This is a genomic window from Nocardioides sp. LHD-245 (genome assembly GCF_030929495.1).
Lineage (GTDB): Bacteria > Actinomycetota > Actinomycetes > Propionibacteriales > Nocardioidaceae > Nocardioides.
Window position 1 is genome coordinate 59,505 of sequence record NZ_JAVFWN010000009.1, and the last position, 25,049, is coordinate 84,553.

Sequence of the window (25,049 nt, forward strand, 5' to 3'; positions counted from 1 at the left end):
CCTGTCGGCGGCCGCTGGCAGACTGCTCCACATGACGTTCCAGGCCCTGCTCCTCGACCTGGACGACACCCTGGTGGACCATCGTGGCGCGGCCGACCGGGGCCTCCGGGCGTGGCTGAGCGGGCTGGGCCTGGCCGACTCGCCGTCCGATCTCGAGGCGCATGTCGAGCGCTGGTTCGTGCTCGAGGCGCGCCACTACGAGCGGGCCCAGCGCGGCGAGGTGACCTACGTCGAGCACCGCCGGGCGCGGATCCGCGACTTCCTGCCGGGCTGGGACCTGTCCGACGACACCCTCGCCGACGACGTCTACGCCGGCTTCCTCGGCTACTACCGCGCCGCCTGGCGGGCCTTCGACGACGCCGCCGCCGCGATCGAGAGGTTCCGCCGCTCGGGGCTGCCGGTCGGCATCCTCACCAACGGCGAGCTGTCCGTCCAGACCGAGAAGCTGCGCCGCACCGGTCTGCTGCGCGCCGACGTCCCCGTCTTCGCGTCCTCCGCCCTGCCGGCGGCCAAGCCCGACCCGCGCTCCTACCTCGCCGCCTGCGCGGGCCTCGGCACCGACCCCGGCGCGACGCTCATGGTCGGCGACTCACTGCGCCACGACGTCGTCGGCGCGCAGCGCGCCGGCCTGCAGGCGCGACTGCTCGACCGCTACGGACGCCACGACGCCCGCCGCTCCGGCGCTCGGGTGCAGACCGTGCGCGGCCTGGCCGAGCTGGTCTGAGCGACCGGCTCTTGGCCGTTGAGTCGTCGGTTCTGACCCGTTGAGTCGTCGGTTCTGACCCGACGACTATCGGCAACTCGACGGGTCAGAAGTGACGACTCAACTCCTCGGTCAGCTCCCCAGCTCGCGGGAGCGGTCCCGGGCGGCCTCGAGCGCGGCGAGGAACGCGGCACGCACCCGGTGCACCTCGAGCTCGCGCAGGGCCGCGGCCGTCGTCCCGCCGGGCGAGGTGACCTGCTCGCGCAGCACCGCGGGGTGCTCGCCGGTCTCTCGGAGCATGGTCGCGGAGCCGACCAGGGTCTGGATGACGAGCTCCTGCGCGATGGTGCGCGGCAGGCCGAGGTGGACGCCCGCCTCGATCATCGACTCGACCACGAAGAAGACGTACGCCGGGCCGGAGCCGCTGATCGCCGTGACGGCGTCCTGCTGACCCTCGGGCACCCGCACGACCCGCCCGACCGACGCCATCAGCTCCTCGGCCTCGGCGAGGTGGCTCTCGTCGCAGTGGGTCCCCGGCGAGATCGCCGCCATGCCCTGGTCGACGAGCGCGGGCGTGTTGGGCATGACCCGGACGACGGCGACGCCGTCGGGTACGCGGGACTCGACGAAGCCGGTGGTGATGCCGGCGGCGAGGGACACGAGCAGCTGGCCGGGGCGCAGGGCCGGGGCCAGCTCGGCGAGGACGTCGGCCATGTCCTGCGGCTTGACCACGAGCAGCACGGTGTCGGCCGCGGCGGCGGCGGCGATGTCGTCGACCACGCGGACGGCGTACCGCTCCGCGAGCTCCACCGCGCGCTCCGCCCGCTTCTCGACCACCACCAGCGCCTCGGCGCTCCGGCCGGCCCGGATCAGACCGGACAGCAGGGTCTCCCCCATCACACCCGCACCGATGACAGCTGTCCGCTTCTCGCCCACGTCCTGCTCACTCACCTTCTGGAGACCAACGACGTGAGGAAGAGTCTCAGGTCGGCCGGGCGCTCCGCCAGTCGCCGCGTCAGGTGGGCCACACCCCTCGGTGCCGTCGGGCAGCTGCGGCCCGTCCGTCGCCGGAGCCCCGGCGACGGCGCCTTCTCAATCGGTACGACGTCGCAGGGTCGCGGCGCCGAGCGCGAGCGCCGCGAGGGCGAAGGCCACCACGATGCCCACGTCGCGCCAGACCTCGCCGGTCCGGGTGCTCGTGGCGAGGTGCTCCATCGCGTCGACCGCCCAGGTCAGCGGCAGCACGTTCGCCACCGTCTCGAGCACCTCCGGCAGCCGGTCCCGCGGGACGATCAGCCCGCAGAGCAGGATCTGCGGCACCACCACGGCGGGCAGGAACTGCACCGCCTGGAACTCGGTGCGGGCGAACGCCGACACGAACAGCCCGAGCGCCGTGCCGAGCACCGCGTCGGCGACGCCCACCACCACCAACAGCACGTCCGGGCCGCGCAGGTCGAGGTCGAGCAGCCCGATCGCGACACCCGCCGCCAGCGCTGCCTGGACCGCCGCCACCGCCCCGAACGCGAGCGCGTACCCGCACAGGAAGTCCAGCCGGCCCATCGGCATCGTGAACAGCCGCTCCAGAGTGCCTCCGGAGCGCTCCCGGAGCGTCGTGATGCTGGTGACGAGGAACATCACGAAGAACGGGAAGATCGCCAGCAGCGCCGGGCCGATCCGGTCGAAGACCAGCGGCGTGTCCTGGAAGATCCACCACAGCAGCGCCTGCAGCAGGCACGGCAGCACCAGCAGCATCGCGAGGGTGCGGTGGTCGCGGCGCAGCTGGGTCAGCACCCGGACCGCCACGGCCAGCGTCACCCGGGGCGTCATACCGCGTCCCCTCCGGCGACACCCTCCACGATCGCGAGGAAGGCGGACTCGATGTCGTCCGCGCCCTGCGACCCCTTGATCTCGGCGGGCGTGCCGTGAGCGATGATCCGGCCCTCCCGCATCAGCAGCAGCGCATCGCAGCGCTCCGCCTCGTCCATCACGTGACTCGACACCAGGACGGCGGTGCCGGCATCGGCGATCCGGTGGAAGAGCGCCCACAGGTCGCGCCGCAGCACCGGGTCGAGGCCGACCGTCGGCTCGTCGAGCACCAGCAGCGCGGGCGTGCCCAGCAGCGCTACGGCCAGCCCCACGCGCGAGCGCTGGCCGCCGCTGAGTCGTCCGGCCACCGCGTCGCGGTGACCGGTCAGGTCCACCGCCGCCAGACTCTCCTCGGCCGCGGCGGGCGGCAGGCCCAGCACCCGCGCGAAGAAGCGCAGGTTCTCGAGGACCGTCAGGTCGTCGTACGTGCTGGCGGACTGGGTCTGGTAGCCGACCCGGTCGCGCAGCGGCGCGCTGCCCGCCGGCTTCCCGAGCACGCTGACCGTGCCTGCGGCCACCCGCTGCACACCGACGATGCTGCGCAGCAGCGTGGACTTGCCGCACCCGGACGGGCCGAGCAGTCCGGTCACGCCGGCGCCGACCACGACGTCGAGGCCGTCGAGCACCGGCCGGCCGCCCCGGACGACCCGGAGCCCTTCGATCACCACGACCGAATTCATCATGTGTTGAATAATGCGCCTGGGCCGGCGGGTGCGCAACCCCCCGACCGGGCAAGCAACACGCCGTCCACGCGTCATTGGAACGCTCAGATCGCCGCGATCCTGCTGATGACCGCCGGGCAGTCGGGTGGACGGCGTGTTACAGCGGGCCGGCGAGGAAGCCGTCGAGCACCGGCGCGTACGCCGCCACCAGCGCGTCGGCGTCCATCGCGACGATCGCGTCGGCCCGGACGACATAGCGCAGCACGATGACGCCGATCACCTGACTCGCGACCAGCTGCATCCGCCGCTCCGGCGCGTCGACCCCCAGCGCCTCGCCCAGCGGCACCAGGACGACCGGCAGGAAGCCCCCGCGGAACAGCGCGTCGCCGCCGGGCTCCATCAGCCGGCGCACCATCGCCAGCAACGCGGGCCGCACCGCCGGGTCGTCCCAGACGCCGATCAGCGCGCGCAGCAACCGCTCGCCGGCACCCTCCACCGGGCCGACCACCTGCTCGGCCAGCACGGCGCGCGGGTCGACGGGGAGCTCCAGGGCGGCGACGAACAGGTCGTCCTTCGCGCCGAAGTAGTGGTGCACCAGCGCCGGGTCCACCCCTGCGTCGCCGGCGACCGCGCGGATCGTCGTACCCGTGAAGCCCGCCTCCGCGAACCGCGCCCGGGCCGCCTCCAGGATCGCGGCGCGCGTGTCGGGCCTGCCGCGGCGCCGGCCCCGGACCGGGGCGGTCATCCGCCGTCCCCGGCCGGCACCACCGGTACGACGGCGAGGTGCTCGACCGCGAACTCCAGCGACGCGCGCAGGTCGGCCTCCCGCTCCTCACGCGTCGTGCAGCGCCGGGTGTTGATCTCCAGCACGACCTCGCCGGCGAAGCCGCCGGCGGCGAGGTGATGCAAGAACGCGTCGGCGCCGATCGTGCCACGGCCCGGGACGAGGTGCTCGTCCTTGGCGGAGTCGGTGCCGTCGGTCAGGTGGACATGGCGCAGCCGCGGGCCGAGCCGCTCGGCCATCGCGACCGGGTCGGACTGGGCGATCGCCGCGTGGGACAGGTCGATCGTGGTGTTCGCGTAGGGCTCCTCGGAGGGATCCCAACCGGGCAGGTACATCTCCATCCGGCGCCGCGAGGCCCGCCACGGGTACATGTTCTCGACGGCGAACGCGATCCCCGAGGACTCCTCCAACGCGGCGATCCCGTTGACGAAGTCGCGGGCGTACTCCTTCTGCCACCGGAACGGCGGGTGCACCACGACGACCTCCGCACCGACGGCCCGCGCCATCGCGGCGGAGCGCTCGAGCTTGCCCCACGGCTCGACACCCCAGACCCGCTGGGTGAACAGCAGGCAGGGCGCGTGGATGGCGCTGATCGGGAGCTCGTGGTGCTCCGACAGTTGCCGGACGGCATCCACCTGCTGGGAGAGGGCGTCGATGCCGACCATCACCTCGACCGCCTCGTAGCCCACCGCGGCGGCGTACGCGAACGCGTGGGCCGTCGACTCCGGGTAGACCGAGCTCGTGGAGAGCCCGATCCGGGGACGGCCCGGAGCCCCGGTGGTCATGACGGGTCGTTGACGCTGAGCTTGTCGATCCGCTCGAGGATCACGCCCTCACGCAGGGCCCACGGGCAGATCTCCAGCTCGGAGAGGTCGAAGATGTCCATGCACGCCTCGGCCACCAGCGCGCCCGGCACGATCTGGTGCGCGCGGTCCGAGGAGACGCCCGGCAGCGCGGCCATCTCCTCGGGCGTCATCGCGACGAGCTTGGGGATCCACTGGCGCAGCTCGGCCAACGGCAGCGTCCGCGCCACCAGCGGCCCGTCGCCGGACGGCGCCGCGCCGCAGATCCGGGCCAGGGAGCGGAAGGTCTTCGAGGTGGCAGACGCGCGGTGGGTCGTGCCGGCGCGCAGCAGGTGGCCCGCGTCGCGGGCGATGTCGGCCCGGATCCGGCGCCGGATCTGGCGCAGCTGGTCCTCGTCGGGCTGCGCCGCGAACTCCGCCCGGGCCAGCCGGGCCGCGCCCAGCGGCAGCGACCACGCAACATCGGGCCGCTCGTCGGATCCCGCGGCGATCTCCAGCGAGCCGCCGCCGATGTCGAAGACCGCCAGCCGGCCGGCGGACCAGCCGAACCACCGTCGTACGGCGAGGAAGGTCAGCCGCGCCTCGTCCTCGCCCGGCAGCACCGCGATCCGGACGCCGGTCTGGGCCTCCACGTGGGCCAGCACCGCCTCGGAGTTGCCCGCGTCGCGGACCGCGGAGGTGGCGAACGGGAGCATCTCTTCGCAGCCCTTCTCCTCGGCCACGACGAGCGCCTGGGCCGTGAACGCCGTCAGGGCCGCGATGCCGGTGGGCGACACGTCGCCGTTCGCGTCGAGGTGCTCGGCGAGACGGAGCGGCTCCTTGTAGGAGTACGCCGGCAGCGGCGCCGCACCACCGTGGGCGTCGACCACCAGGAGGTGGCCGGTGTTCGAGCCGATGTCGAGCACACCCAGACGCATACGTCCACGGTACTAGCCGCCGCCCGCCCACCCGACGGCCTGAACTAGATTTGAGCAGTGCCCGAGGTCTCGCTCGACTTCCCCCGTGCGTGGGTGGAGTTCACCAATCCGGCCGACGAGTCCGAGGTCCTCAAGTGCGACCTCACCTGGCTCACGTCGTCCTTCACCTGCATCTTCGGCAGCGGCTGCGCCGGGATCTACGCCGACTCGCCCGACGTGGGCTGCTGCACGCTCGGCGCCCACTTCGCCGACAAGGACGACGAGAAGCGGGTCAAGGCCTTCGTCGAGCAGCTGACACCCGAGCACTGGCAGGCCCATCCCGGCCGCCCGGTCAAGCGCAAGGACTGGGTCGAGAAGGACGAGGACGGCGAGCGGAAGACCCGGATGCACGAGGTCGACGGCCAGCGATCGTGCGTGTTCTCCAACCGCCCCGGCTTCGCCGGCGGCGCCGGCTGCGCCCTGCACGGCCTGGCGCTCCAGCTCGGGCGCAACCCGCTGGAGACCAAGCCGGACGTGTGCTGGCAGCTCCCCATCCGGCGTACCTTCCGCGAGGTCGAGCGGATGGACGGGACGTCGTACGTCGAGGTGACCATCACCGAGTACGACCGCCGTGGCTGGGGCCCGGGCGGCCACGACCTCGACTGGTACTGCTCCGGCAACACCGAGGCCCACGTGGGCGTCGAGCCGGTCTACGTCACCAACGAGGCCGAGTTGGTGGCCCTCATGGGCCAGGAGGCGTACGACGAGCTGGTGCGCCACTGCGAGGCCCATCTGCGCTCCCGGTCGGCCCTGGCTCTGCACCCCGCCGATCCTCGCTGACGTTTCATCACGTGAGGTAGGCCAAGCGGAGCTTCTGCAGTGGAGCTCGGCCACAGAAGCGCGAATTCGCCTACCTCACGTGATGAAACCGCGCCCCCGGCACCCCACCACCCACGTCTCGACGTCAAGAGACAGCGACCCCGATTCGTCGGACCCGTCGGGGCATGCTCAGAATGTCTGGCATGCACCTGGATCATCTCTCCTATGCCGCCGGCCCCGACGGACTCGCGAGCACGGCAGCTCGCCTGGGTGCGGCGATCGGGAGGGAGTTCGTCGACGGCGGAGTCCACCCCCGCTTCGGCACCCGCAACATGATCCTGCCGCTCACCGACGGCACCTACCTCGAGGTCGTCGAGGCGCTCGACCACCCGGCGTCCGACAAGGCGCCCTTCGGCCAGGCCGTCAAGGCGCGCTCGGCCCTGGGCGGTGGCTGGCTCGGCTGGGCCGTGGCCGTCCCGGACATCGCGGTCGTCGAGGAGCGCCTGGGCCGCTCGGCCGTTCCCGGGTCGCGGCACCGCCCCGACGGCACCGAGCTGCGCTGGAAGCAGATCGGCATCAACGGCCTCATCGCCGACCCGCAGCTGCCGTTCTTCCTGCAGTGGGACATCCCGTCCGACCTGCACCCCTCGACGGGTGCCGACGGCACCGTGTCGCTGGCGGGCATCGAGATCGCGGGTGACCCGCAGCGGGTCAGCGAGTGGCTCGGCGAGACCGTCGAGGCGCCGCTGGAGGACGTCAAGGTCGAGTGGGTCGCCCCGCACGGCACGCCCGGCATCCTCGCCGCGCAGGTCCTCACGCCCGGCGGCGTCGTCCGCATCTGACCCTGCCGATGCAGCCCCGGGGCACGATCCCGAGCCCCAACATCTGGAACCACACGACGACCTACGAGCTCGAGAACCGCGCCGCCGACCCCGACGGCCGGCTCTGGGCCGCGATGGCGGGGCGCGCGGACTGGGACGACCGGGTCGTGCTCGACCTGGGCTGCGGCACCGGCTTCCACCTCCCGCGGTTCGCCGAGACGGCGGCGCGCGTCATCGGCGTCGAGCCCCACGCCGGCCTCGCCAAGCTCGCGGCGCGACGGCTGCGTGTCCGCGAGGTCACCCACGCCGAGGTGCTGCGCGGCACGGCCCAGGAGATCCCGCTGCCGGACGCGTCCGTCGACGTCGTACATGCCCGATGGGCCTACTTCTTCGGCCGCGGCAGCGAGCCCGGCCTGGCGGAGCTGGACCGCGTCGTACGCCGGGGCGGCGTCGCGTTGGTCATCGACAACGACGGCTCACGGTCCACCTTCGGCGGCTGGTTCCGCCGCGGCTACCCCCACCTCGATCCGCCCGAGGAGACCGAGCGGTTCTGGAGCATGCGCGGCTGGACGCTGGACCGGGTGGACATGGGCTGGCGGTTCACGTCCCGCGCGGACCTGGAGGCCGTCGTACGCATCGAGTTCGCCCGCGAGGTCGCCGACGAGCTCCTCCGCGGGCACCACGGGCTCGAGGTCGACTATGCGGTCAATCTCTGGTCGAAGACCTTCTGAGTCGTTCTGGCCGAGCGTGTCGCCCGATCGAGGACACCGCACGGACCTCGCTGCGCTCGACCCGCGGGCGCCCTCGATGCGCTACGCGCGGGACGCCACACTGCCGGCCGTCAACGCGTGCTCGACGACCTGACCTCGAGGCTGGGCTGGAGCAGCACGCCGTTGACGGCCGCATGGCCGGGGGCCAGCAGGGTCCGCAGCGCCGCGACGAGATGGACCGCGACCTCCTCCAGCGGCTGCCGCACCGACGACAGGCCCATCACCTGCGCGACCTGTGAGTCGTCGAAGCCCACGACCGCGACATCGCGTCCCGGCTCCAGGCCGCGATCGGACAGGGCCCCGAGCACTCCGACCGCGAGCGTGTCGGACGCGCAGACGAAGGCCGTCGGCGAGCTCGACTCGAGCAGCGACGCCGCGGCGCGACCGCCGGCGAGCACGCTGTCCTCGACGGCGGCCTCGAGGCCCGCCGTCGGCAGTTCCAGGGCGGCCATGGCGCGGTGCCAGCCCGCCCGCCGGTCCTCGCCGATCCGCGAGCCCGGCTGCCAGCCCAGCCACGCGATCCGCTCGTGGCCCTGGCCGCGCAGATGCTCGGTGGCCGCCGCGACGCCGGCGGCGCCGTCGACGTCCACCCACGGGTGGCTCGCCGCCGGGTCGTCCCACGGCCGCCCGAACGCCACGAACGGCGCCCGCCGCCGGGCCAGCCCGATCGTCTGCGGGTTGCCGAGATAGGTGTCGGTCACGACGAACGCGTCGACGGCCGTCGAGCGGAGCAGGTCGTCGTAGCCGCCGAGCGGGTCGGGCCGCTCCCCCTCCGCCACACGGCCGCCCGAGAACAGCAGCACGTGGTAGCCGGCCTCGCGCGACGCCTCGACGAGCGCATGCACGAACCGGTCCATCGCCATGTTCGCGGTGAATTCCTGGGGCGGGCCCAGGCGCAGGCCGACCAGGTGCGAGGAGCGGGTCCGCAGGTGCCGGGCCGCCTGGTTGGGCGTGTAGTCGAGATGCTCGATGGCCTCCTGGACCCGGGCCAGGGTGTCGGGCCGCAGCAGGTCCGGGTTGTTGACCGCGTTGGACACCGTCTGCCGGGAGACACCCGCCCGTTCGGCGACGTCGGCGAGGGTGGCCGGCGGCCGGGGGACGTCCATCGCCCGATTCTCCCATGTCGGGCTCCACCGTCATTTCCACGGTCGCCGCGCGCCGGGAGCCTTGTGTCGGCCCGCTGGCCTACTGTCGTGCCATGGCTGGTTCGAAAACACGTTCGACCTATCGGTGCGGCGAGTGCGGCTGGTCGACCGCGCGCTGGGTCGGCCGCTGCGGCGAGTGTCAGGCCTGGGGCTCGGTGTCCGAGGTGGCGGTCACAAGCGCCGGGCCGTCGCGGCGCACCAGCGCCGCGCCGGTGACCCAGGCCGCGGTGCCCATCGGGCAGGTGTCGGCCGAGCGCGCCGTCCATCACCGCTCGGGCGTGCCCGAGCTCGACCGGGTCCTCGGCGGCGGCCTGGTGCCCGGCGCCGCCGTGCTGCTCGCCGGCGAGCCCGGTGTCGGCAAGTCGACCCTGCTGCTCGAGGTGGCCGCCCGCACCGCCGCCGCCCACCAGCGCACGCTCTACGTCACCGGCGAGGAGTCGGCCGCCCAGGTCCGGCTGCGCGCCGACCGCACCGGTGGCATCCACGACCAGCTCTACCTCGCCGCCGAGACCGACCTGGGCGCCGTCCTCACCCACATCGAGCAGGTCCGCCCGACCACCGTCGTCATCGACTCCGTGCAGACCATCAGCGCCTCCGGCGTCGACGGCGTGCCCGGCGGGGTCACCCAGGTCAAGGAGGTCGCGCAGGCGCTGGTGCGGATGGCCAAGAGCCGCGACATCACCGTGGTGATGATCGGCCACGTCACCAAGGACGGCACGATCGCCGGGCCCCGGGTGCTGGAGCACCTCGTCGACGTCGTGCTCCACTTCGAGGGCGAGCGCAACTCCCGGTTCCGGATGCTGCGGGCGGTCAAGAACCGGTTCGGCCCGGTCGACGAGGTCGGCTGCTTCGACCTCGGTCCCGACGGCATCCGCACCGTCGAGGACCCGACCGGGATCTTCGTCGAGCGTCACCACGGCCGGGTCCCGGGCACCTGTGTGGCGGTCTCCATGGAGGGCCGGCGCCCGCTGCTGGCCGAGGTGCAGGGACTGGTCACCCTCTCCCCCGCCGAGCGTCCGCGCCGCACGACGTCGGGCATCGACGGCTCCCGGCTCGCGATGGTCCTCGCCGTTCTCCAGCAGCACTGCGGCATCCGGCTCCACCAGCACGACGTGTTCGCCTCCACCGTCGGCGGCGCCCGGCTCAGCGACCCCGGGGCCGATCTGGCGCTGGCCGTCGCCCTCGCCTCGGCCCACTTCGTCAGCGCCCCACCGGCCGGCGTGGTCGCTCTCGGCGAGATCGGGCTGTCCGGCGAGCTGCGCCGGGTCCGCGACCTTCCTCAGCGACTCGCCGAGGCGGCCCGGCTGGGCTTCGCGTTGGCCGTGGTCCCCGCCGACCCGGGCACCGCGCAGGGCGTGCGACGCACGGGGAGCGAGCGGACCGTCGACGGGATGCGGGTGATCGAGGTGCCCGACGTCGGCACCGCCCTGCGGGCGCTGCACCTCGACCAGCGGACCAAGCACGCGCTGGAGGTGGTCGAGTAGGACGCTCCTTCAGTAGACGGCGCCTGCTGACGGAGCCTCCACAACAGGTCACATCTCGACGGGATCGCCCGCCGGCGAATATCCAGGCATGAGGCACGTCCCACGCGGATAGGCTTCACCCCGTCCGGACAGCACACGAGCAGGGAGCACCACCAGTGGTCACGTCGGCCGATCTCCGACTCCGTGAGGCGCTCGCGTCCATCGCCCCCGGTACGCCGCTGCGCGACGGTCTCGAACGGATCCTGCGCGGACGGACCGGTGCGCTCATCGTGCTCGGCCGCGACCGGCTGGTCGACAGCCTGTGCACCGGCGGCTTCGAGCTCGACGTCCCGTTCACCGCCACGGGCCTGCGCGAGCTGGCCAAGATGGACGGCGCGATCATCGTCGACGGCACCGTCAACCGGATCGTCCGTGCCGCCGTGCACCTGATGCCCGACCAGTCGATCCCGTCGGAGGAGACCGGCACCCGCCACCGCACCGCCGACCGGGTCGCAAAGCAGACCGGCCATCCGGTGATCTCGGTGTCCCAGTCGATGCAGATCATCGCGGCGTACGTCGGCGAGACCCGCCATGTCCTCGAGGACTCCGGCCAGATCCTGTCCCGCGCGAACCAGGCGCTCGCGACCCTGGAGCGCTACAAGCTGCGTCTCGACGAGGTGTCCAGCACGCTGTCGGCGCTGGAGATCGAGGACCTGGTCACCGTCCGCGACGTCGCGGTCGTCGCCCAGCGCCTGGAGATGGTGAGCCGGATCGCCCGCGAGATCGAGGACTACGTCCTCGAGCTCGGCACCGACGGCCGGCTACTCGCCCTTCAGCTCGAGGAGCTGGTGACCGGCGTCGACACCGAGCGCGCGCTGGTCATCCGCGACTACGTACCGTCCCGGCGCCGCAGCCGCGAGCCCGGCGACCTCCTGGCGAAGCTGGAGCAGCTCTCCTCCACCGACCTGGTCGACCCGTCCGCGGTGGCCAAGGTGCTCGGCATCGGCACCGGCGAGCACCTCGACGGCGCTGTCGCGCCGCGCGGCTACCGCCTGCTGACCAAGGTCCCCCGACTGCCGGCCACCGTCGTGGAAGGCCTGGTCGACCACTTCGGCACCCTGCAGAAGCTGCTCTCGGCCGGCATCGACGACCTTCAGGCGGTCGAGGGCGTCGGCGAGCTCCGGGCTCGGAGCGTCCGCGAGGGGCTCAGCCGCCTGGCCGAGTCGACCATCCTCGAGCGCTACGTGTAGTCACAGCGGCCCGGATGTCGCTCCGGCCCGTCACTGCACGGCGCACCACTCGCCGTCGTGGAACTCCGCCTGCATTCCCAGCGCCGTGTCGCCCACGGTCTCGCGCAGCTCCGCGAAGCCCCGGCCCTCGCCGGCGACGCTGACCGGGCCGAGCTCCCAGTTCCCGCCCTCGACGGCGGACACGACACCGTGCAGCGTCGAGGCGCCGTCGCAGCTGAGCTGGTCCGCGGAGGCGCTGTCCGGCTCCGCGAGGGCCACGAGGTACCTCCCGGCGAAGGTGGTCAGCGTCTCCGCGTCGGGGCTGGCGCTGGCCGTCTCGGCGGGCGGTCGGTCGGCCTCGTCGGCCGAGCTCCCGCACGCGACGAGCAGCCCGGCCGCCAGCCCGGCCGTCAGTCCGGTCCCGACCAGGCGGACCCGGAACCGTCCTCGCACCCGCGGTCGTGCCCGTCCCGTCGTGGGCGCCACCGCTGGCGCCTCACTCGACATCGGCACAGGCCTGGTTCGCGAAGGTGAAGAAGGCCAGGATGTCGGCCGCGGCGTCCTCGTCGATCCCGTAGACCTCCGCAAGGCCGGTCGCGTCGGCCGCGACCTGGTCCAGCTCCCGCAGCTGGTCCTCGTCGACGTCGCCGAGCTGCTCGACGAACACCTCGAAACCGGACCGCGCGTCGTCGCCGATGTCGTCGGGGGTGCCGACCTCGTCGAGCGCCGCGGCACGGTCCCGCGCGGCGTCGACGCTGTTCCCGGAGTCTCCTGCCCAGACCGCGCAGAAGTCCTCCGTGCTCGCGTCACCTGGTGAGCCGCCGCATCCGGTGAGCGTGATGGCGAGCAGCGACGCGGCTCCGGTCCCGAGAATCCGTGAAAAGGTCACGGGGCGCTCATCCCCGGTCGCCCGGGCCCCAAACAGGCAGGGAGAGCGGCGCGCGTCAGTTGGTCGGCGTCTTCGGCTTCTCGGCCTTCTTGGTGTGCTTGGCCTTCGGCGTGACCTGGATCGTCTCCGGGGCGGGGGCGCCGAGCGCGAAGTCGGCGTGCGCCGGCTCGCCGCCGAGCGCCGCAGCGGCGACCGTGAAGGTGCCCGGCTTCACCCAGCCCGCGCGGCGGGTGCAGCCGTCCGTGGACTCCCGCGCCTCGGCCCAGATCACCTGGACCGTCGTGGTCACCGCCTGCCGGACGACCACCGGCTGGTCGGCGAGCGCCTGCGGGCACTGCCGGGTGGTCCACACGTCGCCACTGTCGCGGGCGACCTTGACCACAACCGTGCTGGCGTTAACCTGCCAGGTGCAGGCCGGAGACTCGCGGGTCTGCAGGGTGAGGGTGACCGGGACGTCGCGGCCCGCCACCGCACCCTCGGCCACGGACGGCGTGACGACGACGTCCGCCGGGTCGCACTCCCCCTGGGGCTCGGCGAGCGCCGGCGTGACCGGCTCCGTGGGCGCGGTCGCTCCTGACCCGTCGGCGCCGGCGCCCTGCTCACCGGTCGAGTCGGTCGAGTCGGTCGGCTCCACACCTACCTGCCCATCGGCCCGCCCACCGACCTGCTCGGCGGCCGGCTGGTCGCCGGAGCGGGCGTCGCTGCCGGCGGTGAGCAGCCGGGCGGTCACGAAGACGAGGGCGAACGCGATGCCGAGCACGAACACCCGCCGCCGCCAGTACACCCCGGACGGGAGTGACTGGCGAGCCGTCGCACCGCGAGTGGGACTCGGGCGGCGGGGCCCAGACCTGGACGGCATGACACGACCGTAGTCAGCCGTGCCCCGCGATCCACGCTGACCCGCCGAGGCCCATGCCGGCCGCTGTGAGCGACAGGTCACCATAGACCCACTATGACGACGAGCACCCTGGTCGAGCCGATCCTGCGCTGGTACGACGAGCACGCCCGCGACCTGCCCTGGCGTCGTCCCGAGGCGACACCGTGGTCGGTGCTGGTCAGCGAGTTCATGCTGCAGCAGACGCCCGTGGCGCGGGTGCTGCCGGTCCACGAGGCCTGGCTGACCCGCTGGCCGACGCCGGCGGCGCTGGCGGCGGAGGCGTCCGGCGAAGCGGTCCGGGCCTGGGGCCGGCTGGGATACCCGCGCCGCGCGCTGCGGCTGCACGCGGCGGCCACCGCCATCACCGAGCAGTACGGCGGCGAGGTCCCGGCGGCCTACGACGATCTGCTGGCCCTACCGGGCATCGGCGACTACACGGCGGCCGCAGTCGCGGCGTTCGCGTACGGGCAGCGCCAGGTCGTCCTCGACACCAACGTGCGCCGGGTGCTGGCCCGGACCGTGTCCGGCACCGAGTTCCCGCCCCGCTCGGTCACCCGCGCCGAGCGCGACCTCGGCGCCGGCCTGCTTCCGGCGGACCCGGCGACCGCCGCGACCTGGTCGGTCGCGGTGATGGAGCTCGGCGCCCTCGTCTGCACCGCGGACCGGCCGCGCTGCGGCGGCTGCCCGGTCGCGGAGCGGTGCGCCTGGCAACGGGCCGGCGCTCCGGCGTACGACGGTCCGCCACGTCCCGTGCAGACCTACGCCGGCACCGACCGCCAGTGCCGCGGCCGGCTCCTCGCGGTGCTCCGCGACGCCCCTGGCGCGGTGGAGAAGCGCCGACTCGACGCCGTCTGGGACCAAGAGGAGCAGCGTGAGCGGGCGCTGGCCTCCCTGGTCACCGACGGGCTGGTCGCGGTGCACCCCGACGGTCGCTACGCGCTCCCCTGAATCCGCATCGACCCGTCGCAGTTTGAATCCCAAACGACGCCGACCCGGCGCAGATTGAACTGAGTGGAGTTCAATCTGCGCCGGGTCGGTGCGAATTTCCGTTCAATCTGCGACGGGTCGCGGCGGGCCTCAGTCGTTGCCGGCGGCGGGCAGATCGCCCTCCGCGGTGTCGCCCCCGTCGACGACCGTCTCGGCGGAGATCGTCTCGGCGACGGTCTCGAGCGGCGGCAGGTCGGGCAGCTCGCCGACCTTCTGCCCCTCGAAGGTGAAGGTCGCGTTCGGGCCCTCCCCGTCGACGTCCACGAGCACGATCTGGCCGGGGCCGACCTCGCCGAACAGCATCTTCTCGGCGAGTACGTCCTCGATCTCGCGCTGGATCGTGCGGCGCAGCGGGCGAGCGCCCAGGACGGGGTCGAACCCGCGCTCGGCGAGCAGGTTCTTCGCCTTCTGGGTGAGCTCGAGCCGCATGTCGCGGTCCTTCATCCGGACCTCCACCGCGGCGATCATGTTGTCGACCATCGCGACGATCTGGTCCTGCGACAGCGGCGGGAAGACGATGATCTCGTCGACCCGGTTGAGGAACTCCGGACGGAAGTGCTGCTTGAGCTCGTCGGAGACCTTGGCCTTCATCCGGTCGTAGGAGCCGGCCGCATCCCCCGAGTTGAAGCCCAGGCCGACCGACTTGCCGATGTCACGCGAGCCGAGGTTGGTGGTCATGATGATGACGGTGTTCTTGAAGTCCACGACCCGGCCCTGCGAGTCGGTCAGGCGACCTTCCTCGAGGATCTGCAACAGGCTGTTGAAGATGTCGGGGTGGGCCTTCTCGACCTCGTCGAAGAGCACCACGGAGAACGGCTTGCGGCGCACCTTCTCGGTGAGCTGGCCACCCTCCTCGTAGCCGACGTAGCCCGGAGGCGAGCCGAAGAGCCGCGAGACGGTGTGCTTCTCGCCGAACTCCGACATGTCGAGCTGGATCAGCGCGTCCTCGTCGCCGAAGAGGAACTCGGCGAGCGTCTTGGACAGCCACGTCTTTCCGACACCGGAGGGGCCGGCGAAGATGAAGGAGCCGCCCGGCCGCTTGGGGTCCTTCAGGCCGGCACGGGTACGACGGATCGCCCGGCTGAGCGCCTTGACGGCCTCCTCCTGCCCGATGACCCGCTTGTGGAGCTCGTCCTCCATCTTGAGCAGCCGGGTGGACTCCTCCTCGGAGAGCTTGACGATCGGGATGCCGGTCGCCACGGCGAGCACCTCGGCGATCAGCTCCTCGTCGACCTCGGCGACCTCGTCCATGTCGCCGGCACGCCACTGCTTCTCACGCTCGGACTTGGCCAGGATCAGCTGCTTCTCCTCGTCGCGCAGGCGCGCGGCCGCCTCGAAGTCCTGGCCGTCGATGGCCGCCTCCTTGCGCTGGCGCACGTCGGCGATCTTGTCGTCGTACTCCCGCAGGTCGGCGGGCGCCGTCATCCGGCGGATCCGCAGCCGCGACCCGGCCTCGTCGATCAGGTCGATCGCCTTGTCGGGCAGGAAGCGGTCGGAGATGTAGCGGTCGGCCAGCGTCGCCGCGGAGACCAGCGCCTCATCGGTGATGGTCACCCGGTGGTGCGCCTCGTAGCGGTCACGGATGCCCTTCAGCATCTCGATCGTGTCGGCGATCGACGGCTCGGGCACCTGGATCGGCTGGAACCGGCGCTCGAGGGCGGCGTCCTTCTCGAGGTACTTGCGGTACTCGTCGAGGGTGGTCGCACCGATCGTCTGCAGCTCGCCGCGGGCCAGCATCGGCTTGAGGATCGAGGCCGCGTCGATCGCGCCCTCGGCCGCGCCGGCACCGACGAGGGTGTGGATCTCGTCGATGAACAGCACGATGTCGCCGCGGGTGCGGATCTCCTTGAGCACCTTCTTGAGGCGCTCCTCGAAGTCACCGCGGTAGCGGGAGCCGGCGACGAGCGCACCCAGGTCGAGGGTGTAGATCTGCTTGTCCTTGAGCGTCTCGGGGACGTTGCCCTTGACGATGTCCTGGGCCAGGCCCTCGACGATCGAGGTCTTGCCGACGCCGGGCTCGCCGATCAGTACCGGGTTGTTCTTGGTCCGGCGCGAGAGCACCTGCATGACGCGCTCGATCTGCGCGGCGCGGCCGATGATCGGGTCGAGCTTGCCCTCGCGGGCGTCCTGGGTCAGGTTGCGGCCGAACTGGTCGAGCACCAGGGAGGACGACGGCGTGTCGCCGCTGCCGGAGCTGCCGGTGCTGGCGGCCGCGGCCGTGCCCTCCTTGCCCTGGAAGCCGGAGAGCAGCTGGATGACCTGCTGACGGACCCGGTTGAGGTCGGCGCCGAGCTTCTGGAGCACCTGGGCGGCGACGCCCTCGCCCTCCCGGATCAGGCCGAGCAGGATGTGCTCGGTCCCGATGTAGGAGTGGCCGAGCTGCAGCGCCTCGCGCAGGGACAGCTCGAGGACCTTCTTGGCGCGCGGGGTGAAGGGGATGTGGCCCGAGGGCGCCTGCTGACCCTGGCCGATGATCTCCTCGACCTGGGCGCGCACGGCCTCCAGCGAGATGTCCAGCGACTCGAGCGCCTTGGCGGCGACACCCTCACCCTCGTGGATGAGGCCGAGCAGGATGTGCTCGGTCCCGATGTAATTGTGGGAGAGCATGCGGGCCTCTTCCTGGGCCAGCACGACCACCCGGCGGGCACGGTCTGTGAACCGCTCGAACATTGCACGCTCCTCACACGTCAAAACGGGGTCGTTCTTCAGAGTTACAACCCCGGCTCACACCCTACGCGTTCCGGCCCAGGGACCCAGATCCGTCCGCTGTCAGCGAACGCCGCCCTGCGGCGTCCGGCGACGGTACGTCGGGGCTCGGTGGGCCGACCCGGCCCGAGTGATTGTTTGGCGGGCCTGAGGCCGGGCACGTGTCTGCCCATCACGGGGGTATCCGGCAGGAGGAATGAGCGTGGCCACCTATTCGAGTCAGGCGATCACCGACTACAAGAAGACGATCGCCCACAACGCCATCAAGATGATGTTCGAGGAGAAGGGCGTCGGCTGGGAGGGCGACGCCGCCACAGGCTTCAACCAGGGATCGATGATCCCCTATCCCGCCCTCTCCGGGAACACGTTGCCCCCGGTCAGCGGCCCGACCGGCACCGTGCAGTTCTTCGTCCCCGGGGTCTCGATGAACGCCCACGGGCAGTGGGACCGCGAGGACGGCGCAGCACTCACCTCGAGCAGCTTCCCGCCGGGCACCACGCTGGTGCGCGAGGAGGAGATCAACAACCTGCCCGGCTACATCTGCCAGGTCGACCCGTGGACCTCGTGCTACCAGCCGTGGCTGGAGCGCATCGAGTCGATCCTCGAGGGCTGGGACACCCTCCCCGACCACGGCCGCTTCGCCGAGGACGCCGCCAAGGCGGGCGCGGCCCTCCAGGAGCTGACGCCCACGACCGGCTTCGACAAGCCGACCGCCGACGAGTGGCGTCCGTCGTTCACCGACCCGAGCCGGACGACGGCGTTCGACCTCTTCTCCGAGTACGTCGGGGCCGATGTCGACTCGAACATGGTCTACGCCTTCCGCAGCAAGTACGGCCCGGTCCGCGTCGGCACGGTCATGCAGAACCAGGGCCAGATCGCCCTCGGCCTCACCCTCATCCTCGGCGGCGAGGCCGAGATGTGGAAGTCCGCCGGCGTCGACATCATGGCGCTGTGCGAGGCGGCCAAGAACGCCTTCCACTACGACCCGCCGGACTTCAACTTCAACATCGACCTCAAGATCGTCAAGGCGTTCCTCGATCTCGCCGGCATCTTCGTCCCGCCGCCCGCGAAGCCCTTCGTGACCGGCGCCTCCGGCGTCGTCGGCTTCCTCCAGGCGGTGATCCCGGAGAACAAGGCGAAGCCCGACCCGCCGAAGCCGCTCTCGGCCGGCACCGCCGAGCAGGTCGCCAAGAACTTCGAGGAGGCGATCCTGACCCTGCGCCGGGCCACCTTCGCCCAGGAGGAGGAGCTGTACCACTGCGCGCGCCGGCTCAACGAGGACATCAACAGCGTCAAGCTCGACTACCTCCACATCCACCCCGGCGCCGGACTCGACGCGGGCATCACCACGGCCGAGCAGATCCGGGTGCACACCGGCGCCCTCAAGGACGTCGGCATCAACCAGGTGCCGGTGATCGCCAGCATCTTCGCCAAGGCGGCCGACGACACGTACGGCATCGCGCCGGCCGACATCTGGAAGCGCGGCTGGCCGCTGGGCTACGGACTGAGCGGCCCGCAGGAGGGGTTCGCCGAGATCCTGGCCGAGTTCGACAAGGTCGCCACCGGCTCCGCGCGCGAGTTGGTCGACGCGGGCAAGGAGCTCGCGATCGCGGCCGGCTGGATCGAGGGCGTCGATCAGGACAGCCAGGCGGACTTCACCGGTCTCGACGACGAACTCGAACGCGGCAAGACCGACTGGGCCCCGCCGCCGCCGGAGCCGGTGCTGCCTCCCGGTCTGCGCTGAGCCCGCGAGCCCGGGGAGTGCCGGCTCAACCGCGCGGCACCAGCCCGTGCTCGTAGGCGTAGACCACCGCCTGGATCCGGTCGCGCAGGCCGAGCTTGCGCAGCACCTCGGCGACGTGGGACTTCACCGTCTCCGGCGCGATGTGCAGCTCGGCCGCGATCTCGGAGTTCGACCGTCCGGTGGCGAGCTCCAGCAGCACCTCCCGCTCCCGTGGACTGAGGTCGCGGGCCACCGCCGGCTCGGGTCTCGCTCCGGGGACGTCGGCGAAGCGGTCGGCCACCAGCTGGCGGCTGACCGCGGGCGCGAGCAGGACCGCGCCCTCGGCGACCATCCGGACCGCGTCGACGAGCCGCTCGGCGGTGGCGTCCTTGAGCAGGAAGCCGCTCGCGCCGGCCCGCACGGCGTCGTACACGTAGGCGTCGAGGTCGAAGGTGGTCAGGATCAGGACCCGGGTCGGGTGGTCGGCGGTGATCAGCCGGGTGGCCTCGATGCCGTCCATCTCCGGCATCCGTACGTCGACCAGGGCGACGTCGGGCTGCGTCCGGGTGACCAGCGTCACCAGCTCCCGACCGTCGCCGGCGGTGCCGACGACCTCGACGTCCGGCTGGGCGTCGAGCAACGCGGCGAAGCCGGAGCAGATGACAGGCTGGTCGTCGGCCACCACCACCCGGATCGGCACGTCTGCCGTGGTCATGCGGCTCCTCCGGTCGGGATCGTGGCCTCCACCTCGAACACCTGCCCGGCCGCCTGGATCCGGAGCCGGCCACCGAGTGCGTCCACCCGCTCCCGCATCCCGACCAGACCGCGTCCGGAGCCGAGCCGGGTCGCCGGCTGCGTCACCGGGTTGGACACGCGCACCTCGATCAGGTGCGACGTCGCCGTCACCTCGATGTCGACCGGGGCACCCGGCGCATGCTTGCGCGCATTGGTGAGCGCCTCCTGGACGACGCGGTAGGCGGCGTACCCGGCCGCGGCGCCGGCCGGCGCCTGCAGGTCGCCGGCGAGCCGGACCTCCTGCCCCGACCTCCGGGTGCGCTCGACCAGGGCGGCGATGTCGGCGAGGGTCGGCTGCGGCGCCCGCTCGGCGTCGCCGGCCCGGCCCAGGATGCCCAGGACGCCGCGCAGCTCGTCGAGCGCGAGCCGCGCCTCCGCGGCGACCTCGGCGAGGACCCGGCGCCCGGCCGGGTCGAGGTCCGGCTCGGTGTACGGGGCGGTCTCCGCACGCACGGCGATCAGCGACACGTGGTGGGCCACGACGTCGTGGAGGTCGCGGGCCAGCCGGGCCCGCTCGGCGACCACCGCGCCCTGCTCGGTCACCGCGCCCTCGTGGGCGACCAGACGGGCCCGCTGCGCCTCCCTCAGCGCGCTGGAGCGGAACCAGAGCACGAACGCGAGCAGCAGCACGAACGCGACCGTGTAGACGATCCCGATCTGGAGCGGCTCGGTGTACCGCAGCTCGATCGACGCTCGGAACGGGGCGGCCATGTCACCTCCACCGCGCAGCCAGACCAGGATCGCCGCATAGGCGATGCCGACGGCCAGCAGGGCAAGTCGCGGACGACGCCAGGCGGACGTGAGGCCCACCGCGGCCAGGTTCGCCACGACGCCGAAGTGCAGGGGCGCCCGGCTCGGGTCCAGCAGGGTGACGAGCAGTGGTGCGCAGGCGAGACCGATCGCGAAGACCGGCCACCGGAAGGCGAGCCAGCACGCCGGAACCTGCACCACGGCCAGGCCGAGGCCGATGAAGCTCAGGGCCGCCACGCTGATCACGCCGTACGCGCCATAGCCGATCCCCCAGTCCTCCAGGAACCACGGCGTCCACCGCGCGGTCACGAAGCAGATCCCGACGACCACACTCGCGGCGACGGCGGCCACGAGATAGGACGCCGGGACCGGTCGATCGTGGGACTTCAGCAGGGCGGAGAACATGTCGACCATCCTGGGGTGGCCGCGTCGGGCGTCACCACCCTCGACAGAGCGGAACCGGGGGTCCCCCGTGCGGGGGACCCCCGGTCGCGTCGCCCGGCGGAGCGGACCGTCGGCCCGGCTCTGCGGAACAGATCAGTGGGAGGGATCAGTGGGCGTTGTCGTAGGCCTCGCGGACGTCGGACGGGATCCGGCCGCGCTCGGGGACGGTGAACCCGTTCCCGCGCGCCCATTCGCGGACCTCCTTGGCCGGCACGCCGCCCGACGGAGCAGCGGCGGCCCGGCCACGCTTGGCCGCGCCGCCCCCGCGGCCGGCCTTGCGGGCGTGGCCGACGTACGGCGCCAGGGCGTCGCGCAGCGCGGCGGCGTTCTTGTCGTGGAGATCGATCTCGTAGTGGGCGCCGTCCAGGCCGAAGCTGATCGTCTGGGTGGCCTCACTGCCGTCGATGTCGTCGACGAGAACGATGTTGACCTTCTGTGCCATGTGTGGGACTCCTCGAAAGGTAGCAATGCAAGGTATCCGCGTCCGTGCCGACGCGATATTCAATCCTTGCACAAACGAGGGCGAAAATGAATCAGCGCTGATTGCGGAGGAATACCTTTTCCAGTCCGCGCAGGGTCAGCCAGGGGGCGCGGTGGGTGAAGCAGCGGCACTCGTCGACCACGAGCGGGGCGAGATAGCCCGTCGAGATCACCGTGACGTCCCCCGCGGCGCTGCCGAGCGCGGCGATCAGTCGCTCGACCATGCCCTCGACCTGACTGGCCACGCCGAACACCATGCCGGACTGGAGTGCCTCGACCGTGTTCTTGCCGATCACCCCCCGCGGGCGCACCAGCTCGACCATCCGCAGCTGCGCGCCGCCTCGGCTGAGGGCGTCGAGAGAGATCTCGATGCCAGGGGTGATGGCGCCGCCGACATAGCGGCCCTGCTCGTCGACCACGTCGTAGGTGGTGGCGGTGCCGCCGAAATCCACGACGATGGCTGGGCATTCGAAATCAGCGGCCGCCGCGAGCGCATTGACGATGCGGTCGGCACCGACCTCGCGCGGATTGTCGACGAGAATGGGGACGCCGGTGCGAATGCCGGGCTCGACGATGACGCACGGAATGTCGGGGAAATGCGCGGGCAGCATCTCACGCCACGCGTTGAGCACCGCCGGCACCGTCGAGCAGACCGCGATTCCGGTGACCTCCTCCTCGCGGGTGCCGAGCAGCCCCCGCAGCAACACGCCCCATTCGTCGGCAGTGCGGTGCTCCGCGGTCGACACCCGCCAGTCCGCGTGGACGGCACCGTCGGACACGAGACCGAGCACGGTGTGGGCGTTGCCGATGTCGGCCGCGAGCAGGGGCATGGTCACGCCGTCCGGAAGTCCAGGCCCAGGTCGAAGACGACGACCGAGTGGGTCAGGGCACCGACGGAGATGAAGTCGACGCCGGTCTCGGCGACCTCGCGGGCCCGTTCGAGCGTGAGCCCACCGGAGGCCTCCAGGGTCGCCCGCGCCCCGTCGTCGGCGTTGATCCGGACCGCCTCTGCCATGTCGGCGGTGCTCATGTTGTCGAGCAGCACCTCGGTGCAGCCGGCCGCGAGGACGGCGCGCAGCTCGTCGAGGTCCATCACCTCGACCTCGACGCGGAGCCCGGGGTGCTTCGCGACGACGGCCTCGTAGGCCGCGACGACGCCGCCCGCGGCGACCGCGTGGTTGTCCTTGACCATCGCCCGGTCGACCAGGCTGAACCGGTGGTTGACGCCGCCGCCGCAGCGCACGGCGTACTTCTGCAGGGCGCGCCAGCCGGGCAGGGTCTTGCGGGTGTCGAGCACCCGCGCGCGGGTGCCCTCGAGCGCGTCGACCCAGCGCGAGGTCGCGGTGGCGACGCCGGAGAGGTGCGAGGCGAAGTTGAGGGCCGTCCGCTCGGCGGTCAGCACACCGCGAACCGGGCCGGAGACGGTGAGGACGACGTCGCCGGGCCGCACGCGGGTGCCGTCGGGCACCCGGCCGGTGATCTTGACGGAGTCGCCGAGGGCGTAGACGAACGCCAGCTCGGCGATCGCCAGTCCCGCGACGACGCCCGGCTCGCGCGCGGCGAAGTCGGCGACCGCCTCGCCCATGTCGGGCATCGCGTCGCTGGTGACGTCGTCGACGCCGCCGGGGAGGTCCTCCTCGAAGGCAAGTGCGATGTGGTCGTAGACGGCGCGCGGGTCGAGGCCGGCATCGGCGATCTCGTCGACGAGCCCGGCGGGCAGGTCGTCGTACGGCGTGCGGGCGATCACGAGAGTCCTCCGTCGGTGGCCGGGGCGGGGGCGAACGTGACCGTGGTGACGCCGTCGTCCATGGTCACGTCGAAGTGCCCGGCCCAGTGGGCGTCGTCGCGCTCGGGGAAGTCCTCGCGCCAGTGCGAGCCGCGGGTCTCCTGGCGCAGCGCGGCCGCGTCGGCGAGGGCGGCGCTGATGGTGAGCAGGTTGGTCGCCTCCCAAGAGGCCTGGTCAACGGTCTCGGCGGCGTGCCCGGCGAGCTTGTCGAGGACGACGCCGGCCTCGGCCAGGCCGGGCGCCGAGCGCAGCACGCCCACGCGCGAGCTCATCGTCTCCTGGAGCTCGCGGCGGATGTCGCCCGCGACCAGGCCGGCGGTACGACGGTCCGCGGCCGGCTCGCGCCACGGCGTCAGCTCGCCGGGGAGCACCTCGGCGATCCGCCGCGAGAACACCAGGCCCTCGAGCAGGGAGTTGGAGGCGAGCCGGTTGGCACCGTGGACGCCCGAGCAGGCCACCTCGCCGGTGGCGTAGAGGCCGGGCACGTCGGTGCGGCCGAGCAGGTCGGTGCGCACACCGCCGGAGGCGTAGTGGCAGGCGGGCGCGACCGGGATCAGCTGGGTGACCGGGTCGATGCCGTGGGACCGGGCGGTGGCCAGGATCGTCGGGAACCGGCGCTCCCAGAACTCCGCGCCGAGGTGACGGGCGTCGAGCCACAGGTGGGGGCGGCCGGTCTCGAGCATCCGCTTCATGATCGTCTTGGCGACGACGTCGCGCGGAGCGAGGTCGGCGAGCTCGTGGACGCCCTGCATGATCCGGTCGCCCTCGTCGTCGACGAGGAAGGCGCCCTCGCCGCGGACCGCCTCGGAGATGAGCGGCTGCTGGCCCCGGGAGTCGGGGCCGAGGTACATGACCGTCGGGTGGAACTGCACGAACTCCAGATCGCGCAGGGTGGCTCCGGCGCGCAGCGCGAGCGCCATGCCGTCGCCCGTGGTGACGGCGGGGTTGGTGGTCTGGGAGAACACCTGCCCCAGGCCGCCGCTGGCCAGCACGACGGCGCGGCAGTGGACGGCGCCGACCCCGTCGCGCTCGCCCTCGCCGATCACGTGCAGGGTCAGGCCGGCGACCGCCGGCGGGCCCGTCGTACCGGAGTCGTCGACGTCGCCGGGGCCGAGCAGCAGATCGACGGCCAGCGCGTGCTGGATCACCTCGATGTCGGGGGCCGCCTCGATCGCGGCGATGAGCGCCCGCTGGATCTCCGCGCCGGTGGCGTCGCCGCCGGCGTGCGCGATCCGGTCGCGGTGGTGGCCGCCCTCGCGGGTCAGCGACAGCTCGCCGTCGTCGGTGTGGTCGAAGTTGGTGCCGAGGGCGATCAGCTCGCGCACCGCCTCGGGTCCCTCGTTGACGAGCACCCGCACGGCCGCCCCGTCGCAGGCGCCCGCGCCGGCGACGAGCGTGTCCGCCTCGTGCTGCTCGGGGGTGTCACCGGGTCCGAGCGCGGCGGCGATGCCGCCCTGGGCCCACTGGGTCGAGCCGGCGTTGAGCACGTCCTTGGTGACGACCAGGATCTTGTCGACCCGGCCGCGCAGCCGCAGGGCCGCGGTCAGCCCGGCGATGCCGGAGCCGACGATGACGACGTCGGCGCGCGTGGTCCAACCCGGGCTCGGCGCGGTGAGGCGCCCGGGGAGGCGCAGCTGTTCTGGCATTCCAG

General features: G+C 72.4%; 25 protein-coding genes. 8 read left to right on the top strand and 17 right to left on the bottom strand.

What is annotated here, in order from left to right; genetic code table 11:
• Nucleotides 1-31 precede the first annotated feature (31 nt).
• The gene (locus RB608_RS13890; RefSeq protein WP_308088556.1) at nucleotides 32-724 is read left to right on the top strand and encodes an HAD family hydrolase; all 693 of its coding nucleotides are present in this window, start codon (nucleotides 32-34) and stop codon (nucleotides 722-724) included.
• A 111-nt stretch (nucleotides 725-835) separates the two neighbouring features.
• Here the strand turns inward: RB608_RS13890 and proC are convergent, their stop codons facing one another.
• The 6 genes from proC to RB608_RS13920 form a co-directional block, all read right to left on the bottom strand.
• Complete coding sequence (gene proC, locus RB608_RS13895) at nucleotides 836-1,654, bottom strand: pyrroline-5-carboxylate reductase (RefSeq protein ID WP_308088557.1); 819 nt, start codon at nucleotides 1,652-1,654, stop codon at nucleotides 836-838.
• A gap of 141 nt (nucleotides 1,655-1,795) precedes the next feature.
• On the bottom strand, nucleotides 1,796-2,530 hold the full coding sequence (locus RB608_RS13900; protein ID WP_308088558.1) for an ABC transporter permease: 735 nt from the start codon (nucleotides 2,528-2,530) through the stop codon (nucleotides 1,796-1,798).
• A complete protein-coding gene (locus tag RB608_RS13905; RefSeq protein ID WP_308088559.1) occupies nucleotides 2,527-3,252 on the bottom strand; it encodes an ABC transporter ATP-binding protein in 726 nt (241 codons plus the stop codon). Before RB608_RS13905 ends, RB608_RS13900 begins: the two co-directional genes overlap by 4 nt.
• Nucleotides 3,253-3,388: 136 nt before the next feature.
• Nucleotides 3,389-3,976, bottom strand: a complete 588-nt coding sequence (locus tag RB608_RS13910) for a TetR family transcriptional regulator (RefSeq protein ID WP_308088560.1) — start codon at nucleotides 3,974-3,976, stop codon at nucleotides 3,389-3,391.
• Nucleotides 3,973-4,800, bottom strand: coding sequence for a sugar phosphate isomerase/epimerase family protein (locus RB608_RS13915; RefSeq protein WP_308088561.1), 828 nt, complete (start codon nucleotides 4,798-4,800; stop codon nucleotides 3,973-3,975). Before RB608_RS13915 ends, RB608_RS13910 begins: the two co-directional genes overlap by 4 nt.
• Entirely contained in the window at nucleotides 4,797-5,735 is a 939-nt protein-coding gene (locus RB608_RS13920; RefSeq protein ID WP_308088563.1) for a Ppx/GppA phosphatase family protein, read from the bottom strand. The genes RB608_RS13915 and RB608_RS13920 overlap by 4 nt, the downstream gene beginning before the upstream one ends.
• A gap of 57 nt (nucleotides 5,736-5,792) precedes the next feature.
• Between RB608_RS13920 and RB608_RS13925 the strand changes: the two genes are divergently transcribed.
• The 3 genes from RB608_RS13925 (at nucleotide 5,793) to RB608_RS13935 (ending at nucleotide 8,085) form a co-directional block, all read left to right on the top strand.
• Nucleotides 5,793-6,554, top strand: coding sequence for a hypothetical protein (locus RB608_RS13925; RefSeq protein WP_308088564.1), 762 nt, complete (start codon nucleotides 5,793-5,795; stop codon nucleotides 6,552-6,554).
• 182 nt (nucleotides 6,555-6,736) lie between these two features.
• Nucleotides 6,737-7,375 (top strand): VOC family protein, encoded by a 639-nt coding sequence (locus tag RB608_RS13930; protein WP_308088565.1) that lies wholly within the window; start codon nucleotides 6,737-6,739, stop codon nucleotides 7,373-7,375.
• An 8-nt stretch (nucleotides 7,376-7,383) separates the two neighbouring features.
• On the top strand, nucleotides 7,384-8,085 hold the full coding sequence (locus RB608_RS13935) for a class I SAM-dependent methyltransferase (RefSeq protein ID WP_308088566.1): 702 nt from the start codon (nucleotides 7,384-7,386) through the stop codon (nucleotides 8,083-8,085).
• A 110-nt stretch (nucleotides 8,086-8,195) separates the two neighbouring features.
• Here the strand turns inward: RB608_RS13935 and RB608_RS13940 are convergent, their stop codons facing one another.
• Nucleotides 8,196-9,230: a LacI family DNA-binding transcriptional regulator gene (locus tag RB608_RS13940; protein ID WP_308088567.1), complete on the bottom strand. Its 1,035-nt coding sequence runs from the start codon at nucleotides 9,228-9,230 to the stop codon at nucleotides 8,196-8,198.
• A gap of 92 nt (nucleotides 9,231-9,322) precedes the next feature.
• On the opposite strand from RB608_RS13940, the gene radA reads away from it, so the two are divergent.
• Together radA and disA are read left to right on the top strand one after the other, a co-directional pair.
• Nucleotides 9,323-10,753 carry a DNA repair protein RadA gene (gene radA / locus RB608_RS13945; protein WP_308088568.1) on the top strand — a complete coding sequence of 477 codons (1,431 nt, stop codon included), beginning with the start codon at nucleotides 9,323-9,325 and terminating at the stop codon, nucleotides 10,751-10,753.
• A gap of 155 nt (nucleotides 10,754-10,908) precedes the next feature.
• Nucleotides 10,909-11,982, top strand: a complete 1,074-nt coding sequence (gene disA, locus RB608_RS13950) for a DNA integrity scanning diadenylate cyclase DisA (RefSeq protein WP_257426213.1) — start codon at nucleotides 10,909-10,911, stop codon at nucleotides 11,980-11,982.
• A 30-nt stretch (nucleotides 11,983-12,012) separates the two neighbouring features.
• Here disA and RB608_RS13955 read toward each other — a convergent pair whose 3' ends face one another.
• The 3 genes from RB608_RS13955 to RB608_RS13965 are packed head-to-tail and all read right to left on the bottom strand — an operon-like array spanning nucleotide 12,013 to nucleotide 13,634.
• Complete coding sequence (locus tag RB608_RS13955; protein WP_308088569.1) at nucleotides 12,013-12,447, bottom strand: hypothetical protein; 435 nt, start codon at nucleotides 12,445-12,447, stop codon at nucleotides 12,013-12,015.
• A 10-nt stretch (nucleotides 12,448-12,457) separates the two neighbouring features.
• Nucleotides 12,458-12,850 carry a hypothetical protein gene (locus tag RB608_RS13960; RefSeq protein ID WP_308088570.1) on the bottom strand — a complete coding sequence of 131 codons (393 nt, stop codon included), beginning with the start codon at nucleotides 12,848-12,850 and terminating at the stop codon, nucleotides 12,458-12,460.
• A 55-nt stretch (nucleotides 12,851-12,905) separates the two neighbouring features.
• Nucleotides 12,906-13,634: a hypothetical protein gene (locus RB608_RS13965; protein WP_308088573.1), complete on the bottom strand. Its 729-nt coding sequence runs from the start codon at nucleotides 13,632-13,634 to the stop codon at nucleotides 12,906-12,908.
• A gap of 168 nt (nucleotides 13,635-13,802) precedes the next feature.
• On the opposite strand from RB608_RS13965, the gene RB608_RS13970 reads away from it, so the two are divergent.
• Nucleotides 13,803-14,675 carry an A/G-specific adenine glycosylase gene (locus RB608_RS13970; RefSeq protein ID WP_308088574.1) on the top strand — a complete coding sequence of 291 codons (873 nt, stop codon included), beginning with the start codon at nucleotides 13,803-13,805 and terminating at the stop codon, nucleotides 14,673-14,675.
• Between the two features lie 129 nt (nucleotides 14,676-14,804).
• On the opposite strand, the gene RB608_RS13975 is transcribed toward RB608_RS13970, so the two are convergent.
• Nucleotides 14,805-17,384, bottom strand: coding sequence for an ATP-dependent Clp protease ATP-binding subunit (locus RB608_RS13975; protein ID WP_308088575.1), 2,580 nt, complete (start codon nucleotides 17,382-17,384; stop codon nucleotides 14,805-14,807).
• A 238-nt stretch (nucleotides 17,385-17,622) separates the two neighbouring features.
• Between RB608_RS13975 and RB608_RS13980 the strand changes: the two genes are divergently transcribed.
• Nucleotides 17,623-19,164, top strand: coding sequence for a hypothetical protein (locus RB608_RS13980; RefSeq protein WP_308088576.1), 1,542 nt, complete (start codon nucleotides 17,623-17,625; stop codon nucleotides 19,162-19,164).
• Nucleotides 19,165-19,189: 25 nt separating this feature from the next.
• On the opposite strand, the gene RB608_RS13985 is transcribed toward RB608_RS13980, so the two are convergent.
• The 6 genes from RB608_RS13985 to RB608_RS14010 form a co-directional block, all read right to left on the bottom strand.
• On the bottom strand, nucleotides 19,190-19,858 hold the full coding sequence (locus RB608_RS13985; RefSeq protein ID WP_308088577.1) for a response regulator transcription factor: 669 nt from the start codon (nucleotides 19,856-19,858) through the stop codon (nucleotides 19,190-19,192).
• Nucleotides 19,855-21,093 (bottom strand): histidine kinase, encoded by a 1,239-nt coding sequence (locus RB608_RS13990; RefSeq protein ID WP_308088578.1) that lies wholly within the window; start codon nucleotides 21,091-21,093, stop codon nucleotides 19,855-19,857. The genes RB608_RS13985 and RB608_RS13990 overlap by 4 nt, the downstream gene beginning before the upstream one ends.
• Nucleotides 21,094-21,238: 145 nt before the next feature.
• Entirely contained in the window at nucleotides 21,239-21,574 is a 336-nt protein-coding gene (locus tag RB608_RS13995; protein WP_308088579.1) for an Lsr2 family protein, read from the bottom strand.
• Nucleotides 21,575-21,665: 91 nt separating this feature from the next.
• Entirely contained in the window at nucleotides 21,666-22,442 is a 777-nt protein-coding gene (locus RB608_RS14000) for a type III pantothenate kinase (protein ID WP_308088796.1), read from the bottom strand.
• A gap of 2 nt (nucleotides 22,443-22,444) precedes the next feature.
• Nucleotides 22,445-23,359, bottom strand: coding sequence for a carboxylating nicotinate-nucleotide diphosphorylase (nadC, locus tag RB608_RS14005; RefSeq protein ID WP_308088580.1), 915 nt, complete (start codon nucleotides 23,357-23,359; stop codon nucleotides 22,445-22,447).
• Nucleotides 23,356-25,044, bottom strand: coding sequence for an L-aspartate oxidase (locus tag RB608_RS14010; RefSeq protein WP_308088581.1), 1,689 nt, complete (start codon nucleotides 25,042-25,044; stop codon nucleotides 23,356-23,358). The genes nadC and RB608_RS14010 overlap by 4 nt, the downstream gene beginning before the upstream one ends.
• Nucleotides 25,045-25,049 lie beyond the last annotated feature (5 nt).

What these genes read in the sequence shown, in the direction of transcription:
- RB608_RS13940 (WP_308088567.1), bottom strand. Translation starts at nt 9,230, where the DNA reads ATGGACGTCCCCCGGCCGCCGGCCACCCTCGCCGACGTCGCCGAACGG.
- RB608_RS13915 (WP_308088561.1), bottom strand. Translation starts at nt 4,800, where the DNA reads ATGACCACCGGGGCTCCGGGCCGTCCCCGGATCGGGCTCTCCACGAGC.
- RB608_RS13970 (WP_308088574.1), top strand. Translation starts at nt 13,803, where the DNA reads ATGACGACGAGCACCCTGGTCGAGCCGATCCTGCGCTGGTACGACGAG.
- RB608_RS13975 (WP_308088575.1), bottom strand. Translation starts at nt 17,384, where the DNA reads ATGTTCGAGCGGTTCACAGACCGTGCCCGCCGGGTGGTCGTGCTGGCC.
- RB608_RS14010 (WP_308088581.1), bottom strand. Translation starts at nt 25,044, where the DNA reads ATGCCAGAACAGCTGCGCCTCCCCGGGCGCCTCACCGCGCCGAGCCCG.
- RB608_RS13930 (WP_308088565.1), top strand. Translation starts at nt 6,737, where the DNA reads ATGCACCTGGATCATCTCTCCTATGCCGCCGGCCCCGACGGACTCGCG.
- RB608_RS13990 (WP_308088578.1), bottom strand. Translation starts at nt 21,093, where the DNA reads ATGTTCTCCGCCCTGCTGAAGTCCCACGATCGACCGGTCCCGGCGTCC.
- RB608_RS14000 (WP_308088796.1), bottom strand. Translation starts at nt 22,442, where the DNA reads ATGCCCCTGCTCGCGGCCGACATCGGCAACGCCCACACCGTGCTCGGT.
- RB608_RS13995 (WP_308088579.1), bottom strand. Translation starts at nt 21,574, where the DNA reads ATGGCACAGAAGGTCAACATCGTTCTCGTCGACGACATCGACGGCAGT.
- RB608_RS13900 (WP_308088558.1), bottom strand. Translation starts at nt 2,530, where the DNA reads ATGACGCCCCGGGTGACGCTGGCCGTGGCGGTCCGGGTGCTGACCCAG.
- RB608_RS13890 (WP_308088556.1), top strand. Translation starts at nt 32, where the DNA reads ATGACGTTCCAGGCCCTGCTCCTCGACCTGGACGACACCCTGGTGGAC.
- RB608_RS13985 (WP_308088577.1), bottom strand. Translation starts at nt 19,858, where the DNA reads ATGACCACGGCAGACGTGCCGATCCGGGTGGTGGTGGCCGACGACCAG.
- radA (WP_308088568.1), top strand. Translation starts at nt 9,323, where the DNA reads ATGGCTGGTTCGAAAACACGTTCGACCTATCGGTGCGGCGAGTGCGGC.
- RB608_RS13905 (WP_308088559.1), bottom strand. Translation starts at nt 3,252, where the DNA reads ATGATGAATTCGGTCGTGGTGATCGAAGGGCTCCGGGTCGTCCGGGGC.
- RB608_RS13910 (WP_308088560.1), bottom strand. Translation starts at nt 3,976, where the DNA reads ATGACCGCCCCGGTCCGGGGCCGGCGCCGCGGCAGGCCCGACACGCGC.
- RB608_RS13920 (WP_308088563.1), bottom strand. Translation starts at nt 5,735, where the DNA reads ATGCGTCTGGGTGTGCTCGACATCGGCTCGAACACCGGCCACCTCCTG.
- RB608_RS13935 (WP_308088566.1), top strand. Translation starts at nt 7,384, where the DNA reads ATGCAGCCCCGGGGCACGATCCCGAGCCCCAACATCTGGAACCACACG.